Origin of the sequence: Rhizobium sp. 32-5/1, from assembly GCF_029537235.1 — a bacterium.
Lineage (GTDB): Bacteria > Pseudomonadota > Alphaproteobacteria > Rhizobiales > Rhizobiaceae > Pararhizobium.
Map to the genome: position 1 here is coordinate 2,616,540 of NZ_CP120638.1, position 13,962 is coordinate 2,630,501.

General features: G+C 60.2%; 12 protein-coding genes and 2 pseudogenes. 8 read left to right on the forward strand and 6 right to left on the reverse strand.

The features are described from left to right. Window positions 1-77: 77 nt before the first annotated feature. Window positions 78-584, reverse strand: a complete 507-nt coding sequence (locus P6U16_RS13300) for a nuclear transport factor 2 family protein (RefSeq protein ID WP_277700964.1) — start codon at window positions 582-584, stop codon at window positions 78-80. A gap of 273 nt (window positions 585-857) precedes the next feature. On the opposite strand from P6U16_RS13300, the gene P6U16_RS13305 reads away from it, so the two are divergent. The 5 genes and pseudogenes from P6U16_RS13305 (at window position 858) to leuC (ending at window position 5,614) form a co-directional block, all read left to right on the forward strand. Continuing rightward, window positions 858-1,655: a basic amino acid ABC transporter substrate-binding protein gene (locus tag P6U16_RS13305; RefSeq protein WP_277700965.1), complete on the forward strand. Its 798-nt coding sequence runs from the start codon at window positions 858-860 to the stop codon at window positions 1,653-1,655. A gap of 10 nt (window positions 1,656-1,665) precedes the next feature. Then, entirely contained in the window at window positions 1,666-2,490 is an 825-nt protein-coding gene (locus P6U16_RS13310) for an amino acid ABC transporter permease (RefSeq protein WP_277700966.1), read from the forward strand. A gap of 216 nt (window positions 2,491-2,706) precedes the next feature. Continuing rightward, window positions 2,707-3,380, forward strand: a pseudogene (locus P6U16_RS13315) (L,D-transpeptidase). Window positions 3,381-3,392: 12 nt separating this feature from the next. Further along, a pseudogene (locus P6U16_RS13320) lies at window positions 3,393-3,927 on the forward strand (OmpA family protein). A gap of 277 nt (window positions 3,928-4,204) precedes the next feature. Then, complete coding sequence (leuC, locus tag P6U16_RS13325) at window positions 4,205-5,614, forward strand: 3-isopropylmalate dehydratase large subunit (RefSeq protein WP_277700967.1); 1,410 nt, start codon at window positions 4,205-4,207, stop codon at window positions 5,612-5,614. A gap of 142 nt (window positions 5,615-5,756) precedes the next feature. Here the strand turns inward: leuC and P6U16_RS13330 are convergent, their stop codons facing one another. After that, on the reverse strand, window positions 5,757-6,308 hold the full coding sequence (locus P6U16_RS13330) for a L,D-transpeptidase family protein (protein WP_277700968.1): 552 nt from the start codon (window positions 6,306-6,308) through the stop codon (window positions 5,757-5,759). 145 nt (window positions 6,309-6,453) lie between these two features. On the opposite strand from P6U16_RS13330, the gene P6U16_RS13335 reads away from it, so the two are divergent. From P6U16_RS13335 to P6U16_RS13345, 3 genes are all read left to right on the forward strand, one after another. After that, window positions 6,454-7,137 carry a response regulator transcription factor gene (locus P6U16_RS13335; RefSeq protein WP_277700969.1) on the forward strand — a complete coding sequence of 228 codons (684 nt, stop codon included), beginning with the start codon at window positions 6,454-6,456 and terminating at the stop codon, window positions 7,135-7,137. A gap of 63 nt (window positions 7,138-7,200) precedes the next feature. Further along, complete coding sequence (locus P6U16_RS13340) at window positions 7,201-7,656, forward strand: cyclic nucleotide-binding domain-containing protein (protein WP_277700970.1); 456 nt, start codon at window positions 7,201-7,203, stop codon at window positions 7,654-7,656. A gap of 122 nt (window positions 7,657-7,778) precedes the next feature. Then, entirely contained in the window at window positions 7,779-8,801 is a 1,023-nt protein-coding gene (locus P6U16_RS13345) for an LLM class flavin-dependent oxidoreductase (protein WP_277700971.1), read from the forward strand. 21 nt (window positions 8,802-8,822) lie between these two features. Here P6U16_RS13345 and P6U16_RS13350 read toward each other — a convergent pair whose 3' ends face one another. The 4 genes from P6U16_RS13350 to P6U16_RS13365 form a co-directional block, all read right to left on the reverse strand. After that, window positions 8,823-9,629, reverse strand: coding sequence for an exodeoxyribonuclease III (locus P6U16_RS13350; protein WP_277703844.1), 807 nt, complete (start codon window positions 9,627-9,629; stop codon window positions 8,823-8,825). Window positions 9,630-9,735: 106 nt separating this feature from the next. Continuing rightward, window positions 9,736-10,236 (reverse strand): AAA family ATPase, encoded by a 501-nt coding sequence (locus P6U16_RS13355; protein ID WP_277700972.1) that lies wholly within the window; start codon window positions 10,234-10,236, stop codon window positions 9,736-9,738. Between the two features lie 39 nt (window positions 10,237-10,275). Next, on the reverse strand, window positions 10,276-10,947 hold the full coding sequence (locus P6U16_RS13360) for an outer membrane lipoprotein carrier protein LolA (RefSeq protein ID WP_277700973.1): 672 nt from the start codon (window positions 10,945-10,947) through the stop codon (window positions 10,276-10,278). 106 nt (window positions 10,948-11,053) lie between these two features. Continuing rightward, the gene (locus P6U16_RS13365) at window positions 11,054-13,732 is read right to left on the reverse strand and encodes a DNA translocase FtsK (protein ID WP_277700974.1); all 2,679 of its coding nucleotides are present in this window, start codon (window positions 13,730-13,732) and stop codon (window positions 11,054-11,056) included. Between the last annotated feature and the right edge of the window lie 230 nt (window positions 13,733-13,962).

A 13,962-nucleotide genomic window follows, 5' to 3' on the forward strand; every position in this document is an offset into this window, starting at 1 on the left:
CATTGGAAGGGCATGAGCGGGTAGCAGATCAATCTCTGCTGCCTCGCCTGACCTGCATTCACGGAGCGTGATTTAGCTTACGGCTTGGTTGCCGGGTCCCAATGTTCGTCCGCTTTTCCGTCTTTTATCCGCCAGGTGTCGTACCAGGTGGTCGTGTAGGACTTGGCGGGATCTTTCTCATCCTTCACTTCCCGAACAAGGCCGACTGTCACGAGGTCGCCTTCTGCCGTCACAAAGGCAACAGGCGTCTTGATCTTTTCGGGAATGGGCGATGGTGTGGTCTTAAGGACCTGTGTGAAGTACGCCACCACGCCGGCCCGGCCGGAGGCGGCGTTCGGATTGTGTTGAATGTAGCGCTCGGTCAGATAACGATCGGCCTTGTCCCAGTGATTGGCTTCGAGCAGATCGCGAATGATGCCGTAGACAACCTGCTTGTTGGCATGGAGCTTTGGGTCGGGGCTTGTAAACAACGATTCCGGGTCAGATGCCGCGACCACGGCTTCCTGCGCGCGAACAGGCATTGCTGCCATTGTCGATCCCATCAGCAAAAGTGCGAATGCAGTCGAGATTGTGGTTTGGTTCATCAAACTTCCTTTCAGGCGATGCGGGAACCGCGGGGCGGAGGTTGGCCAGAGCGCCCTCCCGTGGAGAGGACCGTACGGGCAAGCGCGCCGGGCGGAAAGGAGGCAGTTTTTCCGCTGATGGTGCCCAAAAGATAACCATGTTCCGTGCGCGCTGTTCCGCTGTTCCGCTATTTTGAAATTGTGACTGTGAAACAGGCCTGTAGAGCAGCTCATCTCTTGCCAGCCCGTCAGAATTTGTGACAGGTTCCAACCGCCATAATTCAGGAGCTCGCCATGTTTTCCCGCCGCCTTGTTCTCGCCGGTCTGACCGCCATTGTTCTGTCGCCCTTGAGCGCTTCCGCCGCCGATCTGCCTGATCTTGCCGGAAAGAGCGTTGTCGTGGTCACCGAAAATGCCTATCCGCCGCTGCAGTTCGTTGATCCGAAGACCGGCCAGGCAATCGGCTGGGAATATGATGCGATGAACGAGATCGCCAAGCGGCTGAACTTCAAGGTCGAATACCAGAACACCTCATGGGACGCGATGATCCAGTCGGTTTCCGACGGCCAGTACAATATCGGCATGACCGGCATTACCATCAAGGACGAGCGCAAGGAAAAGGTGGATTTCTCCGATCCCTATATGCGTTCCGAACAGTTCATGCTGGTGCGCGGCGATGAGACCCGCTTTACCGATGCCAAGAGCTTCAAGGACTTTGCCGATGGCCTCGTCGGCGCGCAGCCGGGCACGACGCCGTTCTACACGGCTGTCTATGAAGTGCTTGATGGCAACGAGCAGAACCCACGCATCAAGCTGTTCGAAACCTTCGGCGCGACCGTTCAGTCGCTGAAGACGGGCGATGTCGATGTCGTGCTCACGGACGGTACGGCCGGCAAGGGCTATGTCGATTCGTCCAATGGCGAGCTGAAGCTCATCGGCGGACCGCTCGGCACCGAGGATTTCGGCTTCATCTTCCCGAAAGGCTCCGACCTCGTCGCGCCCGTGAATGCCGCCATTGCCGCGCTCAAGGCGGACGGCACGCTGGATGCGCTGAACAAGAAGTGGTTCGTCGATTACAAGATGGGTCAATGATCGTCCGTCGATGACGCCTGCCCATCCCCAAAATTCCACGCCGAAGGGCGACTATCCCTGGTGGCTGGTCGCCCTTGTCGTGATTGCCGTGGTTCTTGCCGCGGTCATCATCGCCAATGACGTCTATTCCCAGGTCTTTGCCGTCGTTTCTGCCGGCATCGGCATCACCGTCTTCGTGACGCTTGTGGGCTTTCTACTGGCAACGGCCCTTGGGTTGGGCATTGCGCTGATGGCGCTGTCCGACAGTGCCTTTCTGCGGCAGACGGCACGCTTCTACACGGAGGTGATCCGCGGCATCCCGGTGCTCGTGCTGCTGTTCTATATCGCCTTTGTCGGCGCTCCGGCGGTTGTGACGGTGATCAACTTCCTGCTGACGCCGCTGATCGACAGCGGCTATATCGAGCCGATGCTGGTGCGCGATGTATCCTTGATGTGGCGGGCGATCATCGCGCTGACGATCGGCTATTCGGCCTTCATCGCCGAAGTGTTTCGCGCCGGCATTCTGTCGGTCGACAAGGGACAGGTCGAGGCGGCCAAGGCGCTGGGGCTTTCGCGATACCAGCGCTTCCGACTGGTGGTCTTTCCGCAGGCGGTGCGGGTCATCCTGCCGCCGCTCGGCAATGATTTCGTGGCCATGGTCAAAGACTCGTCCCTCGTCTCGGTGCTGGGCGTCGCCGATATCACCCAGATGGGCAAGGTCTATGCCTCCGGCTCCTTCCGTTTTTTCGAGACTTATTCGATCGTGGCCTATGTCTATCTGCTCCTGACCATAGGTCTTTCGCTGGGTTTGAGAAGGCTGGAGCAGAGGCTGCGCAAGGGGCGCGGGCATACTTGACCCCGCTGCAAAGCGGCGTGACGGCTTTGCCTGACTGCCGTTTCTGACGAGCGATCACGAAAACCGTACAAGCCCTTATATCCCTGCTCTCATCGGAAAAGATATGCTTTGCGCGTCAGTTCACCGAAAGAATCGGGGGAGAGGATTTTCCTGTTGTAGCAAATGAAATTTCTGATTTACTGGAACTTCGCTTGATGGCTTTAGGGGATATTGCCGATGGTGGGGACCCGCAGGGATATTCTGCTTGGTGGTTTGGCATTGCTTGGCGCCGGCGCGGTCAAAAGCCCGGCATTGGCGCAGGCGGCTTCGTATTTTTCCGGCACCATCCTCGACAATGGCGTGACCTTCCGGGCAACCAACTTCGCCAAGATCGACAGGAAATGGCACCGGCAGGTTGTCAAATATTTCAGCAGCGAGCCGATCGGCACCGTTGTCGTCGATACAAGGCATCATTTCCTCTACCTGATCATGGAGAACAAGACGGCCATCCGCTACGGCGTCGGCGTCGGTCGCGAGGGCTTCAAATGGTTTGGCCGCGCCACGATCGACCGTAAATCGCTCTGGCCGCGCTGGACGCCACCGCCGGAGATGCGCAAGCGTCATCCCGAACTGCCGGAATTCGTGGAGGGGGCTCCGCCAAAAATCCGCTCGGGCCTCGCGCCATGTACCTGCTTCGCGATGGTGTCGATACAGGCTACCGCTTCCACGGTACGCTGGAGCCAGGCAGCATCGGCAAGGATGCCTCCAGCGGCTGCATCCGCATGTTCAACGAAGACGCGATCGATCTTTACCAGCGTTGCCCCATCGGTACCGCCGTGCAGGTTCTGCCGCATATTGCCGACCAGGCGGGAAATACCGCTGAGGTCAGCGCCGCAACTCCGGTCGAATAGGAAAATCATCTGATGTCTTCTACGACCGGATATACAAAATGCCTTGCGGCTACAGCCATGCTTTTGGTGCTCACCTCTTGCAACACCACGGACATTGCCTCCGTGGAGGAACCTGCCGCCGTACCGATGACCGGCCAGACGAATGACCCCGCGCCGGGTTTCGAGAACGTCAAGCTTGGCAGCGAGGAAGACTTCATCCTCAATGTCGGCCGGCGGATCTACTTCACGCAGGACTCTGCCACGCTTGATTCCGTGGCCAGGGTAACCCTGGATAGCCAGGCCAGTTGGCTGAACAACAACCCGAATTGGCTGCTCAAGCTGCAAGGATTTGCCGATGATTCCGGCTCGGAGGCACAAATGAAAGCGCTGTCGCAAAAGCGCGCCGATGCAGCGATGGCCTATCTCGCCTCGAAGGGGTGGATGCAAGGCGCATGTGGGCGAAGGGTTACGGCAAGGACCGCGAGGTCCGCGACTGCGAGGATCGCTCCTGCAAGGTGCAGAACAGGCGTGTCGTTTCAATCTGCGCGCCCAGCGCGACGCGCTCTGATCGCAGATTGGGACAATAATTCTCAATCCCGGCCGATATTGCCGGTAATTCACAAAACTGCTATATGCCCGACCATGGAATCCAAATTCGGATGTTTACCGCAGAATATCGTCGTGCTGCAGGACCACAAGCGTCTGCCGGCACGCTTTTTGCGTGCGTTTCCGGCGCGCTCAACAACCGACTTCGGTAGTTTCCGGGGCGCAAGTCCCGAGTGGGTTTCCGGCGCCCCTTGGCCGGCAGTTTTCCTGATTTCCTTCTTCAAAATGGATGCACAGCCATGAGCGCACCGCGTACCCTCTACGATAAAATCTGGGACGACCATCTGGTCAATCAGCAGGATGACGGCACCTGTCTTCTCTACATCGATCGCCATCTCGTCCACGAAGTGACGAGCCCGCAGGCGTTCGAGGGCCTGCGCATGACCAACCGCACGGTGCGCGCGCCGCAGAAGACGCTGGCCGTCGTCGACCATAACGTTCCGACCTCGCCGGATCGCCATCTCGGCATCAAGAACGAGGAAAGCCGCATCCAGGTGGAAGCGCTTGCCCAGAACGCGGCTGATTTCGGCGTCGAATATTATTCGGCAAGCGATATCCGCCAGGGCATCGTCCACATCGTCGGACCGGAGCAGGGCTTCACCCTGCCGGGCATGACCATTGTCTGCGGCGACAGCCACACCTCGACCCATGGTGCCTTTGGCGCGCTGGCCCACGGCATCGGCACGTCCGAAGTCGAGCATGTGCTTGCCACCCAGACGCTGATCCAGAAGAAGGCCAAGAACATGCTGGTGCGTGTCGACGGCGTTTTGCCGGAACATGTCACCGCCAAGGACATCATCCTTGCCATCATCGGGGAGATCGGCACCGCGGGCGGCACCGGAAGTGTCATCGAGTTTGCCGGCGAAGCCATCCGTGCTTTGTCGATGGAAGGCCGCATGACCGTCTGCAACATGACGATCGAGGGCGGTGCCCGCGCCGGCCTGATCGCGCCTGATGAAAAGACCTTCGAATACATCAAGGGCAAGCCCCGCGCGCCGAAAGGCGAAGACCTCGAAAAGGCAATCGCCTACTGGAAGACGCTGCAGACGGACGAGGGCGCTCATTATGACCGCGTCGTCGTGCTGAACGCCGCCGATCTGCCGCCGATCGTTTCCTGGGGCTCCTCGCCGGAAGACGTCATTTCGGTACAGGGCATCGTTCCGAACCCGGACGAGATCCTGGACGAGAACAAGCGCACCTCCAAGTGGCGGGCGCTCGACTATATGGGCCTGAAGCCGGGCACGAAGATCACCGATATCGCGATCGACCGCGTCTTCATCGGCTCCTGCACCAATGGCCGCATCGAGGACCTTCGCGAAGTTGCCAAGGTCGTCGAGGGCAAGACGGTGGCCTCCACTGTGTCGGCGATGATCGTGCCTGGTTCCGGCCTCGTCAAGGAACAGGCGGAAGCCGAAGGTCTCGACAAGATATTCAAGGCGGCCGGTTTCGACTGGCGCGAGCCGGGCTGCTCGATGTGCCTTGCCATGAACGACGACCGCCTGAAGCCGGGCGAACGCTGCGCCTCGACCTCCAATCGCAATTTCGAAGGCCGCCAGGGTTTCAAGGGCCGCACGCACCTGGTGTCGCCGGCCATGGCTGCTGCAGCAGCGGTATCGGGGCACTTCGTCGATATCCGCGAGTGGAAGTAAGACGTTCACCCTCCCCTTGAGGGGGAGGGTCGGACCTGATGGTCCGGGGTGGGATGATCTGCGGCAGATGCGGTTTGCATTGCAGGTCGCGGCTGTCACCCCCACCGCCGTCATGCGGCGACCTCCCCCTCAAGGGGAGGTGCTAGCCAACCACCCGCACCAGCGTCCCTCGTCGCATGAACCGTAACAGCCGCCGCATCGCCGGCAGGCTCACGGCGACACAGCCCTCGGTCGGTTTGTATCCTGGCTTGGCGAGGTGGAAGAAAATCGCGGAGCCGCCGTTGCGTTTGCGGCTTTTGATGTTCCAGTCCATCACCAGGCAGATATCGTAGAGCCCATCGTCGCGCATCATTCGCTCGTGGCTCGGCTTGAACGGCGCGGAGATGGGCCTGTTGTAGGCGGCATGCCGCGGTTCGTCGCACCAGAGCATGGTGGGCTGGATTGCTTGAAGGCTCAAGGCAGTGGCCGGCGGCGTGATGCGGTCGGCGCGGATATAGCCGTGCAGAAGCTGCATAGCGGCGATCGGGGTTGCGCCGTCGCCTTCGCGTTTGCGTGAAGACATGCCGCTGCGGCCGATGGCGGCCTGCTCGGTGCGTCCGCTGAACGAGACGAGGGCCTTGCTGCGATGGCCGGGCTTTGCCCTGACGACCACCATCTGCGATTTTTTCCGCTTTCCGTCCGTCTTGACGCGCATTTTACTCACAGTTTTTTGCGTTGTTCGTGATCCGAAACCCCAGCATAGCACTACACAATATGTAACAAGCGGGTGAAGAGCGGCATTGCTTGTTTAAGGCGGCGATTTCGCTAATGTTAGGCCGTACGACAGGAGGACGTTTCCCATGACCACGCGCACCATTCTTCTGGTCGATGACGACACTGATCTGCGCGAAACTCTGACGGAGCAGCTCTCCCTCTACGAGGAGTTCAACATCCTGCAGGAGCCGACAGCAGCCAAGGGCATCGCCACCGCCCGTGCCCAGCAGATTGCGCTTCTGGTCATGGATGTCGGTCTGCCGGATATGGATGGTCGCGAAGCCGTCAAGCTCCTGCGCAAGGGTGGTTTCAAGCCGCCGATCATCATGCTGACTGGCCATGATACGGATAGCGATACGATCCTCGGGCTCGAAGCCGGCGCCAATGACTATGTCACCAAGCCCTTCCGCTTCGCCGTGCTTCTGGCGCGAATCCGCGCGCAGTTGCGCCAGCACGAGCAGAGCGAGGACGCGACCTTTACCGTCGGTCCCTACACCTTCAAGCCCGGCCAGAAGCTCTTGACGCTGGACAACGGCCAGAAGATCCGGCTGACCGAGAAGGAAGCGGCGATCATCCGCTATCTCTACCGTGCCGACCAGAAGGTGGTAACCCGCGATGTGCTACTGGAAGAGGTCTGGGGCTACAATTCCGGAGTAACGACGCACACGTTGGAAACCCATGTCTACCGGCTGCGCCAGAAAATCGAGCGGGACCCTTCCAATGCCGAGATTTTGGTGACAGAGAATGGCGGTTACAAAATCGTCCCATAATGACATGGGGCAGGGTGCCGCGCAGGATCGATGCCGGTATCACGTCCATCCCGGGGTTTCGCTTTGGCGCTGAATGACGACATTGCCCTGCTTTCCATCGTCCCGCTGTTTGCGGAAATCGGTGAGGATAAGCTGCGTCTGATCGCCTTCGGTGCCGAGCGCCGGCGTCTCAGCCGCGGCCAGCAGTTGTTTCGCGAGGGTGCACCGGCCGATTGCGCCTTTGCCGTCGCCAGCGGTGCGATCAGCCTGAGCCGAACGGTTCGTGACGGCAGTGTCGAGGTGGTGCAGACCGTTGGGCGCGGAACGCTCCTGTCCGAACTCGCGATGATCTCCTTCGTGGAACGAAAGTTCACTGCGACCGCCGAGGAAGAAAGCGAAGTCATTCGTATCAACCGCCAGCTCTTTCGCCGCATGCTGGAAGAATATCCAGAGGTCGCAGCCATCGTCGAATCCCGCATCCGTGACAATCTGCAGACGATGATTGCCCGGATGGAGAAACTGGCGCCGAAGTTCGGCTAGTTGTTTCTTCCCGGAGACAGTGTGTTTCGGCGATGCCCGCAATGCGGCCCTTCCATGCGTTGAGCTCGGCTGCCATATCAGTGGCACGATATTGCCCGCACCCATCATCAGGATAACACGCAATGAAGAACATCGGCTTCCTATCCTTCGGGCACTGGAACCCTTCGCCGCAATCGCAGACCCGCTCCGCCGGTGACGCTCTGCTTCAGTCGATCGACCTTGCCGTGGCAGCCGAGGAACTGGGTGCGGATGGCGCCTATTTCCGTGTTCATCATTTTGCCAGGCAGCTTGCCTCGCCCTTTCCGCTTCTGGCGGCTGTCGGCGCTAGGACATGCCGGATCGAGATCGGCACAGCAGTCATCGACATGCGCTATGAAAACCCACTCTACATGGCCGAGGATGCCGGTTCCGCCGACCTGATATCGAAGGGCCGCCTTCAGCTTGGTATCAGCCGCGGGTCTCCCGAGCAGGTGATCGATGGCTGGCGCCATTTCGGCTATGCGCCGCAGGACAGCACCTCGGACGCGGATATGGCCCGCAGTCATACGGAAGTCCTGCTTGATGTGCTCAAGGGCCAAGGGTTCGCGGCGCCCAATCCGCGCCCGATGTTTCCCAATCCGCCAGACCTTCTGCGCCTGGAGCCACACTCGGAGGGCTTGCGCGACCGCATCTGGTGGGGCGCCAGCTCAAACGCAACGGCGGTCTGGGCAGCGAAGCTCGGCATGAACCTGCAGAGCTCAACACTGAAGAACGACGAAACCGGTGAACCCTTTCACGTCCAGCAAGCCGCACAGATCCGCGCCTACCGGGACGCCTGGAAGGAAGTGGGCCATGCGCGGGCGCCGCGGGTGTCCGTCAGCCGCAGCATCTTCGCACTGGTGAACGACCGCGACCGCGCCTATTTCGGCGGGGCCAGCAAGGAAAGCGATTCGATCGGCTACATCGATGACCAGACGCGGGCTATCTTCGGGCGATCTTATGCGGCGGAACCCGATGCTCTTGTCCGGCAGTTGGCTGAAGACGAGGCAATACGCGAGGCCGATACGCTCCTACTGACCGTGCCGAACCAGCTGGGTGTTGAATACAACGCCCATGTCATCGAGGCGATCCTGAAGTATGTCGCGCCGGCGCTTGGCTGGCGTTAATTCTTCGACGGTATTCGATCCTTAGAGATCGAAGTGCGCGATCACCGGTACATGGTCCGACGGCCGTTCCCAGCTGCGGGCCTCCTTGAGGATCTCGACTTTCGTGAGATGCCAGGAGAGGTCGGCGGACGACCAGATGTGATCGAGACGGCGGCCGCGGTCGGCGGCCTCCCAATCCTTGGCGCGGTAGCTCCACCAGGTATAGAGCTTTTCCGGTGACGGCCTGTGCTGGCGCATCAGATCGACCCAGGCGCCACCGGTCATGACTGCGGTCAGCCCTTCGGTTTCGATGGGCGTATGGCTGACGATTTTCAGGAGTTGCTTGTGCGACCAGACATCATGCTCCAGCGGAGCGATGTTGAGGTCGCCGACAAGGATGGACGAGATGCCGGCGTCTGCCTCGGCATGCAGCAGCTTCATTTCCTCGACGAAATCCAGCTTGTGACCGAATTTCGGATTGATCGTCCGGTCCGGCTCGTCGCCACCGGCGGGCACGTAAAAATTGTGCAGGCGGATCGTCTTCCCGCTCTTCTCGAACATCACCGAGAGATGCCGGGAATCGCCGACGCCGCAGTAGTCGCGGCGGTCGGTGAGTTCATGCAGAGGCAGTCGCGAGACCGTTGCGACGCCGTGATAGCCCTTTTGGCCGTGGATGGCGATGTGTGCGTAGCCAAGTGCCCGCAGCGGATCAAACGGGAAGAGGTCGTTCGTCACCTTGGTTTCCTGAAGGCAAAGGATATCCGGCGCCCAGGTTTTCAGGAAATGCTCGACGAGCGGCATGCGCAGTCGCACCGAGTTGATGTTCCAGGTTGCGATCGACAATGCCATATTCGGGAAGCCTTTTAAAACTGTGTTTGCGCCTGCATCACGGGATGCGGCAAAGCTCTTTAGCAGTTTTTCCATTTCCGGCCATGCTGAAAGAGACAGGCAGACATCAACTGCGAAGGCGCGAAATAATGTCTGCAACACAGTCTTCGGCGGCTCTTCCAGCGGTGTCGATGCTGATCGGCGGCCTGTCCCAGGGATGGAAGTCCCGGCCGATCACCTGCTGCCATGTCGGCTGCACGAGACCTTCGATATCGTTGTGACGCGTCTCGATCCGGTTTCGATGCTCATGCCGGTCGGAGCAGGCGATTTCGATCTCGTTCAGTGTAAGAGACGCACGATCCGCCACCTGCCGCCAAGCATTTCTGGTTATCTGCAGAGGGTTGACGGAATCGGCAATCACCGTCTGGCCGTTGCGGAGGTTTTCCGCAGCCAGTGCATAGCCGATCATGTAGCCGGCTGGCCCGACATCGGCCTTGAGCATGCCGGAAGCGCGCAGCGTCTGTTCGATCGTGTCGATGCGCAGATGTGTCGCGCCGAGCTTTTGCGCGAGAAGACGGGCAATGGTCGATTTGCCGGCGCCGGGCAGTCCGGCGAGTGCAATCAGCATCTGATTTCCCCAACAGTTTCGAAAGAGCGAAAGCGGCGATCAACCGCCCCTGTTGTGAACCTGGTCGTAAGGGATCTGGAAAACCTTCTCGTCGAGCTCGAGACCGTTCTTGACGTTGAAGATCATTACCGACGTATCCTTCTTCTGCGCATCGGTGATCGTCCACTGGCGCAGGTCGTAGGTTTTCGGGTCAAACATCATGGTGATCGTCGAATCGCCGAAGATACTCTTGTCGCCGAGAACGATGGTGATCAGGTCGGCCTCTTCCTTGACGTCGCGGACCATCTTTCCGGAGAGATCGATCTTGTTGGACAGAAGCAGATTGAGCGGCGTCTTTGACAGCGGATAGATATCCCAGGTCTTCAGCTTCTGGTTTCCGATCACCACCGACTTGCCGTCGGCGATCACCCGCATGGGGGAGGGGGCCTCATAGTTGAAGCGGATCTTGCCGGGACGGCTGATATAAAACTTGCCGCCGGTCTGCTCGCCGCGCGGACCAAACTGTACAAACTCGCCACTCATCGTTTTCACAGATGCGAAATGGTCGGCGATCTTCTGTGCGGCGCCCGTTGCCTGCGCTTCAGCCCGGTCAAGCGGCAGGCCGGTCATTGCCAGTGCCGCAATAAGGGTAAGACCGCAAACGAAGGAACGTCGGGACATCGCTGAGGAGCCGTTGCCCGCATGCGGTTGGCGTGTCTGGTTGTCGATCATCGCAGTCTCCTTCAAACTTAGTGTGATGTGGAGCGCAAGTACGGCACCTTCAAGGCCTTACGCCCGGGGGCACTTGCATTTGCTCCAGAAGCGACGCGAACGCCCCTCAGCGTCCGCTGATCTCGTCTTCCGTCGGGACGAGGATTTCGCGTTTTCCGGCATGGTTTGCCGGGCTGATGACGCCTTCCTGTTCCATGCGTTCGATCAGTGACGCCGCCCTGTTATAGCCGATGCCAAGGCGGCGCTGGATGTAGGAGGTCGATGCCTTGCCGTCGCGCAGCACGATGGCGACCGCCTGGTCGTAAGGGTCGTCCGAATCGGCGAGGTTGGACGTGCCGGCCGGGCCGCCGCCTTCGTTGTCCTCGTCGTCATCTTCCGTGATCGCCTCCAGATATTGGGGCGATCCCTGCGTTTTCAGGTAAGCAACCACTTCCTCGACTTCGGTGTCGGAAACGAAGGGACCATGGACACGCTGGATGCGCCCGCCGCCGGCCATATAGAGCATGTCACCCATGCCGAGCAGTTGTTCGGCACCCTGTTCGCCCAGGATGGTGCGGCTATCGATCTTCGACGTCACCTGGAAGGAAATGCGGGTCGGGAAGTTGGCCTTGATCGTGCCGGTGATGACGTCGACGGAGGGGCGCTGCGTTGCCATGATGACGTGGATGCCGGCGGCACGGGCCATCTGGGCAAGGCGCTGAACGGCGCCTTCGATATCCTTGCCGGCGACCATCATCAGGTCGGCCATCTCGTCGATGATCACGACGATATAGGGCATCGGCTGCAGGTCGAATTCCTCGGTCTCGTAAACGGCCTCGCCGGTCTGGCGGTCGAAGCCGGTCTGTACGGTGCGGCTGATCTGCTCGCCCTTGGCCATGGCCTGTTCGACGCGGCTGTTGAAGCCGTCGATGTTGCGCACGCCGATCTTCGACATTTTCTTGTAGCGCTCTTCCATCTCGCGCACGGTCCATTTCAGGGCGACGACGGCCTTCTTCGGATCGGTGACGACGGGAGACAGCAGGTGCGGGATGCCGTCATAGACGGATAGTTCGAGCATCTTCGGGTCGATCATGATCAGGCGGCACTGTTCCGGCTTCAACCGGTAGAGGATCGACAGGATCATCGTGTTGATGGCGACGGATTTGCCCGAGCCGGTAGTGCCGGCCACCAGGAGATGCGGCATTTTCGCGATATCGACGATGACAGGCTCGCCACCAATGGTCTTGCCGAGCGCCATGGCAAGCTTGGTCTTGCTGGTTTCGAAATCGCGCGAACCGATGAGTTCACGCAGGTAGACGGTTTCGCGGCGGTCGTTCGGAAGTTCGATGCCGATGGCATTGCGACCAGGCACGACGGCGACGCGGGCGGCGATGGCGCTCATCGAGCGGGCGATATCGTCGGCGAGGCCGATGACGCGCGACGATTTGATGCCGGGGGCTGGCTCCAGTTCGTACATGGTCACGACGGGGCCTGGCCGGACATGGATGATCTCGCCCTTGACGCCGAAATCCTCAAGCACGCCTTCGAGCATGCGCGCGTTCTGTTCCAGCGCATCTGCCGAAAGGGTGGAATCGCGGGCGACGTTCTTCGGCTCGGCGAGGAAATGCAGCGGCGGCAGGATGAAGCTTTCATCGTCGGCGACCAGCGAGGCCTGCGCTTCACGCTCGATGCGCTGGCCGGTCTTCGGGCGGGGTGCCGGCGGAACAACGCGGGTATTGCCTGACGTCACCGGTGCCGTCTTGCGCGGGGCGGGTACGGGCGCCCAATCGGCAGCCACATCGTCCTCATCCTCTTCGTCCGCCAGGATGCCGGCCGGTCGGCGCGCTTCCATATCGAATGCGGCATCGTCGTCGTCATCTTCATCGACCGACATCGGTGGTGCGGAAACGATCCGGCGCTCGCTGCGATCAAGCGACGGCTCGACGCGGGTCATGGGAGCAGCGGACTTTGCGCGTGTCGGTTCGTTCAGCGTGCCGAACTCGTCGCCGTTGAAATCATAGGGCTCGTCGAAATGGCGCGGTGCACTTTTGCGGCGACCGGTGAGGCCGAACAGGCGTCGGATGCGGGCTTCGGCGGTAAACCGCATGTGCGTGAGCGCGCCGATCATCAGCATGATCGCGCCTTCGCTGTCGTCGTCCTCGGCTTCGTCGCCGACGGTGCGCGCCTTGCTCTGGACGACGGGCTCGTCGATTGCCATGTCATCAGGATCGCCGACGCCGATGAGGCCGGAGCTGTAGATCAGCATCCAGGCCGCAGGCACGGCGAAGATGGCGCCAAGCACTGTTGCGAACGTGCCGGTGGGATAGGTTCCGGTGAAGAGTGCGGGAAAGCGCAGGATCATGTCGCCGAAGACGCCGCCGAGACCGTTCGGCAGCGGCCAGGTCACGGGTCCCGGTATGCAGCTGAGAGCCGCGGAGGCCAATACGGCGCCACCGAACCAGGCGGCTGCACGCTTAAGGATACGGTCGAAGGGTTTGCCGGTGATCAGCACCAGTGCCCAGGCAACCACCGGCAGGAGCGCCACGACGCTGGCGATGCCGAAAAACTGCATGAAAATATCGGCGAAGGCAGCACCGGTATAGCCGAGGATGTTTCTCGGTTCGTTGGCCGTTGCAAAGGAGAAGCTCGGATCGGCGACGTTCCAGGTCGAGAGGGCGGCAACCGCAAAGCCAAGGGCAATGAAGATGGCAAAGCCTGTCAGCGCCGCGATCTGGCGCCAGACAAAGGTCGATAGCACGAACCGGTTGGGCCGACTGTCATATGCCGCCTGATTGCTTCTGCTCATGATACGCTGCCCGCTGATTGTCGTCATCGCTGAAGGGGCGCACAGAGCGCCCATGCCAGCAAACTAAACGCAATGGGGTTAATGTGACATTAACCATGGCGGCGGATCGGCCGTCGTCGCATCGCTAAATTTAACCAATCCATCGTCGGGGCCTTAGCAAGGCTAAACGAAAAAGGCCCGAACCATAGGTCCGGGCCAAAACGCAACATAAAGTTCTGAATTTGGTGCCG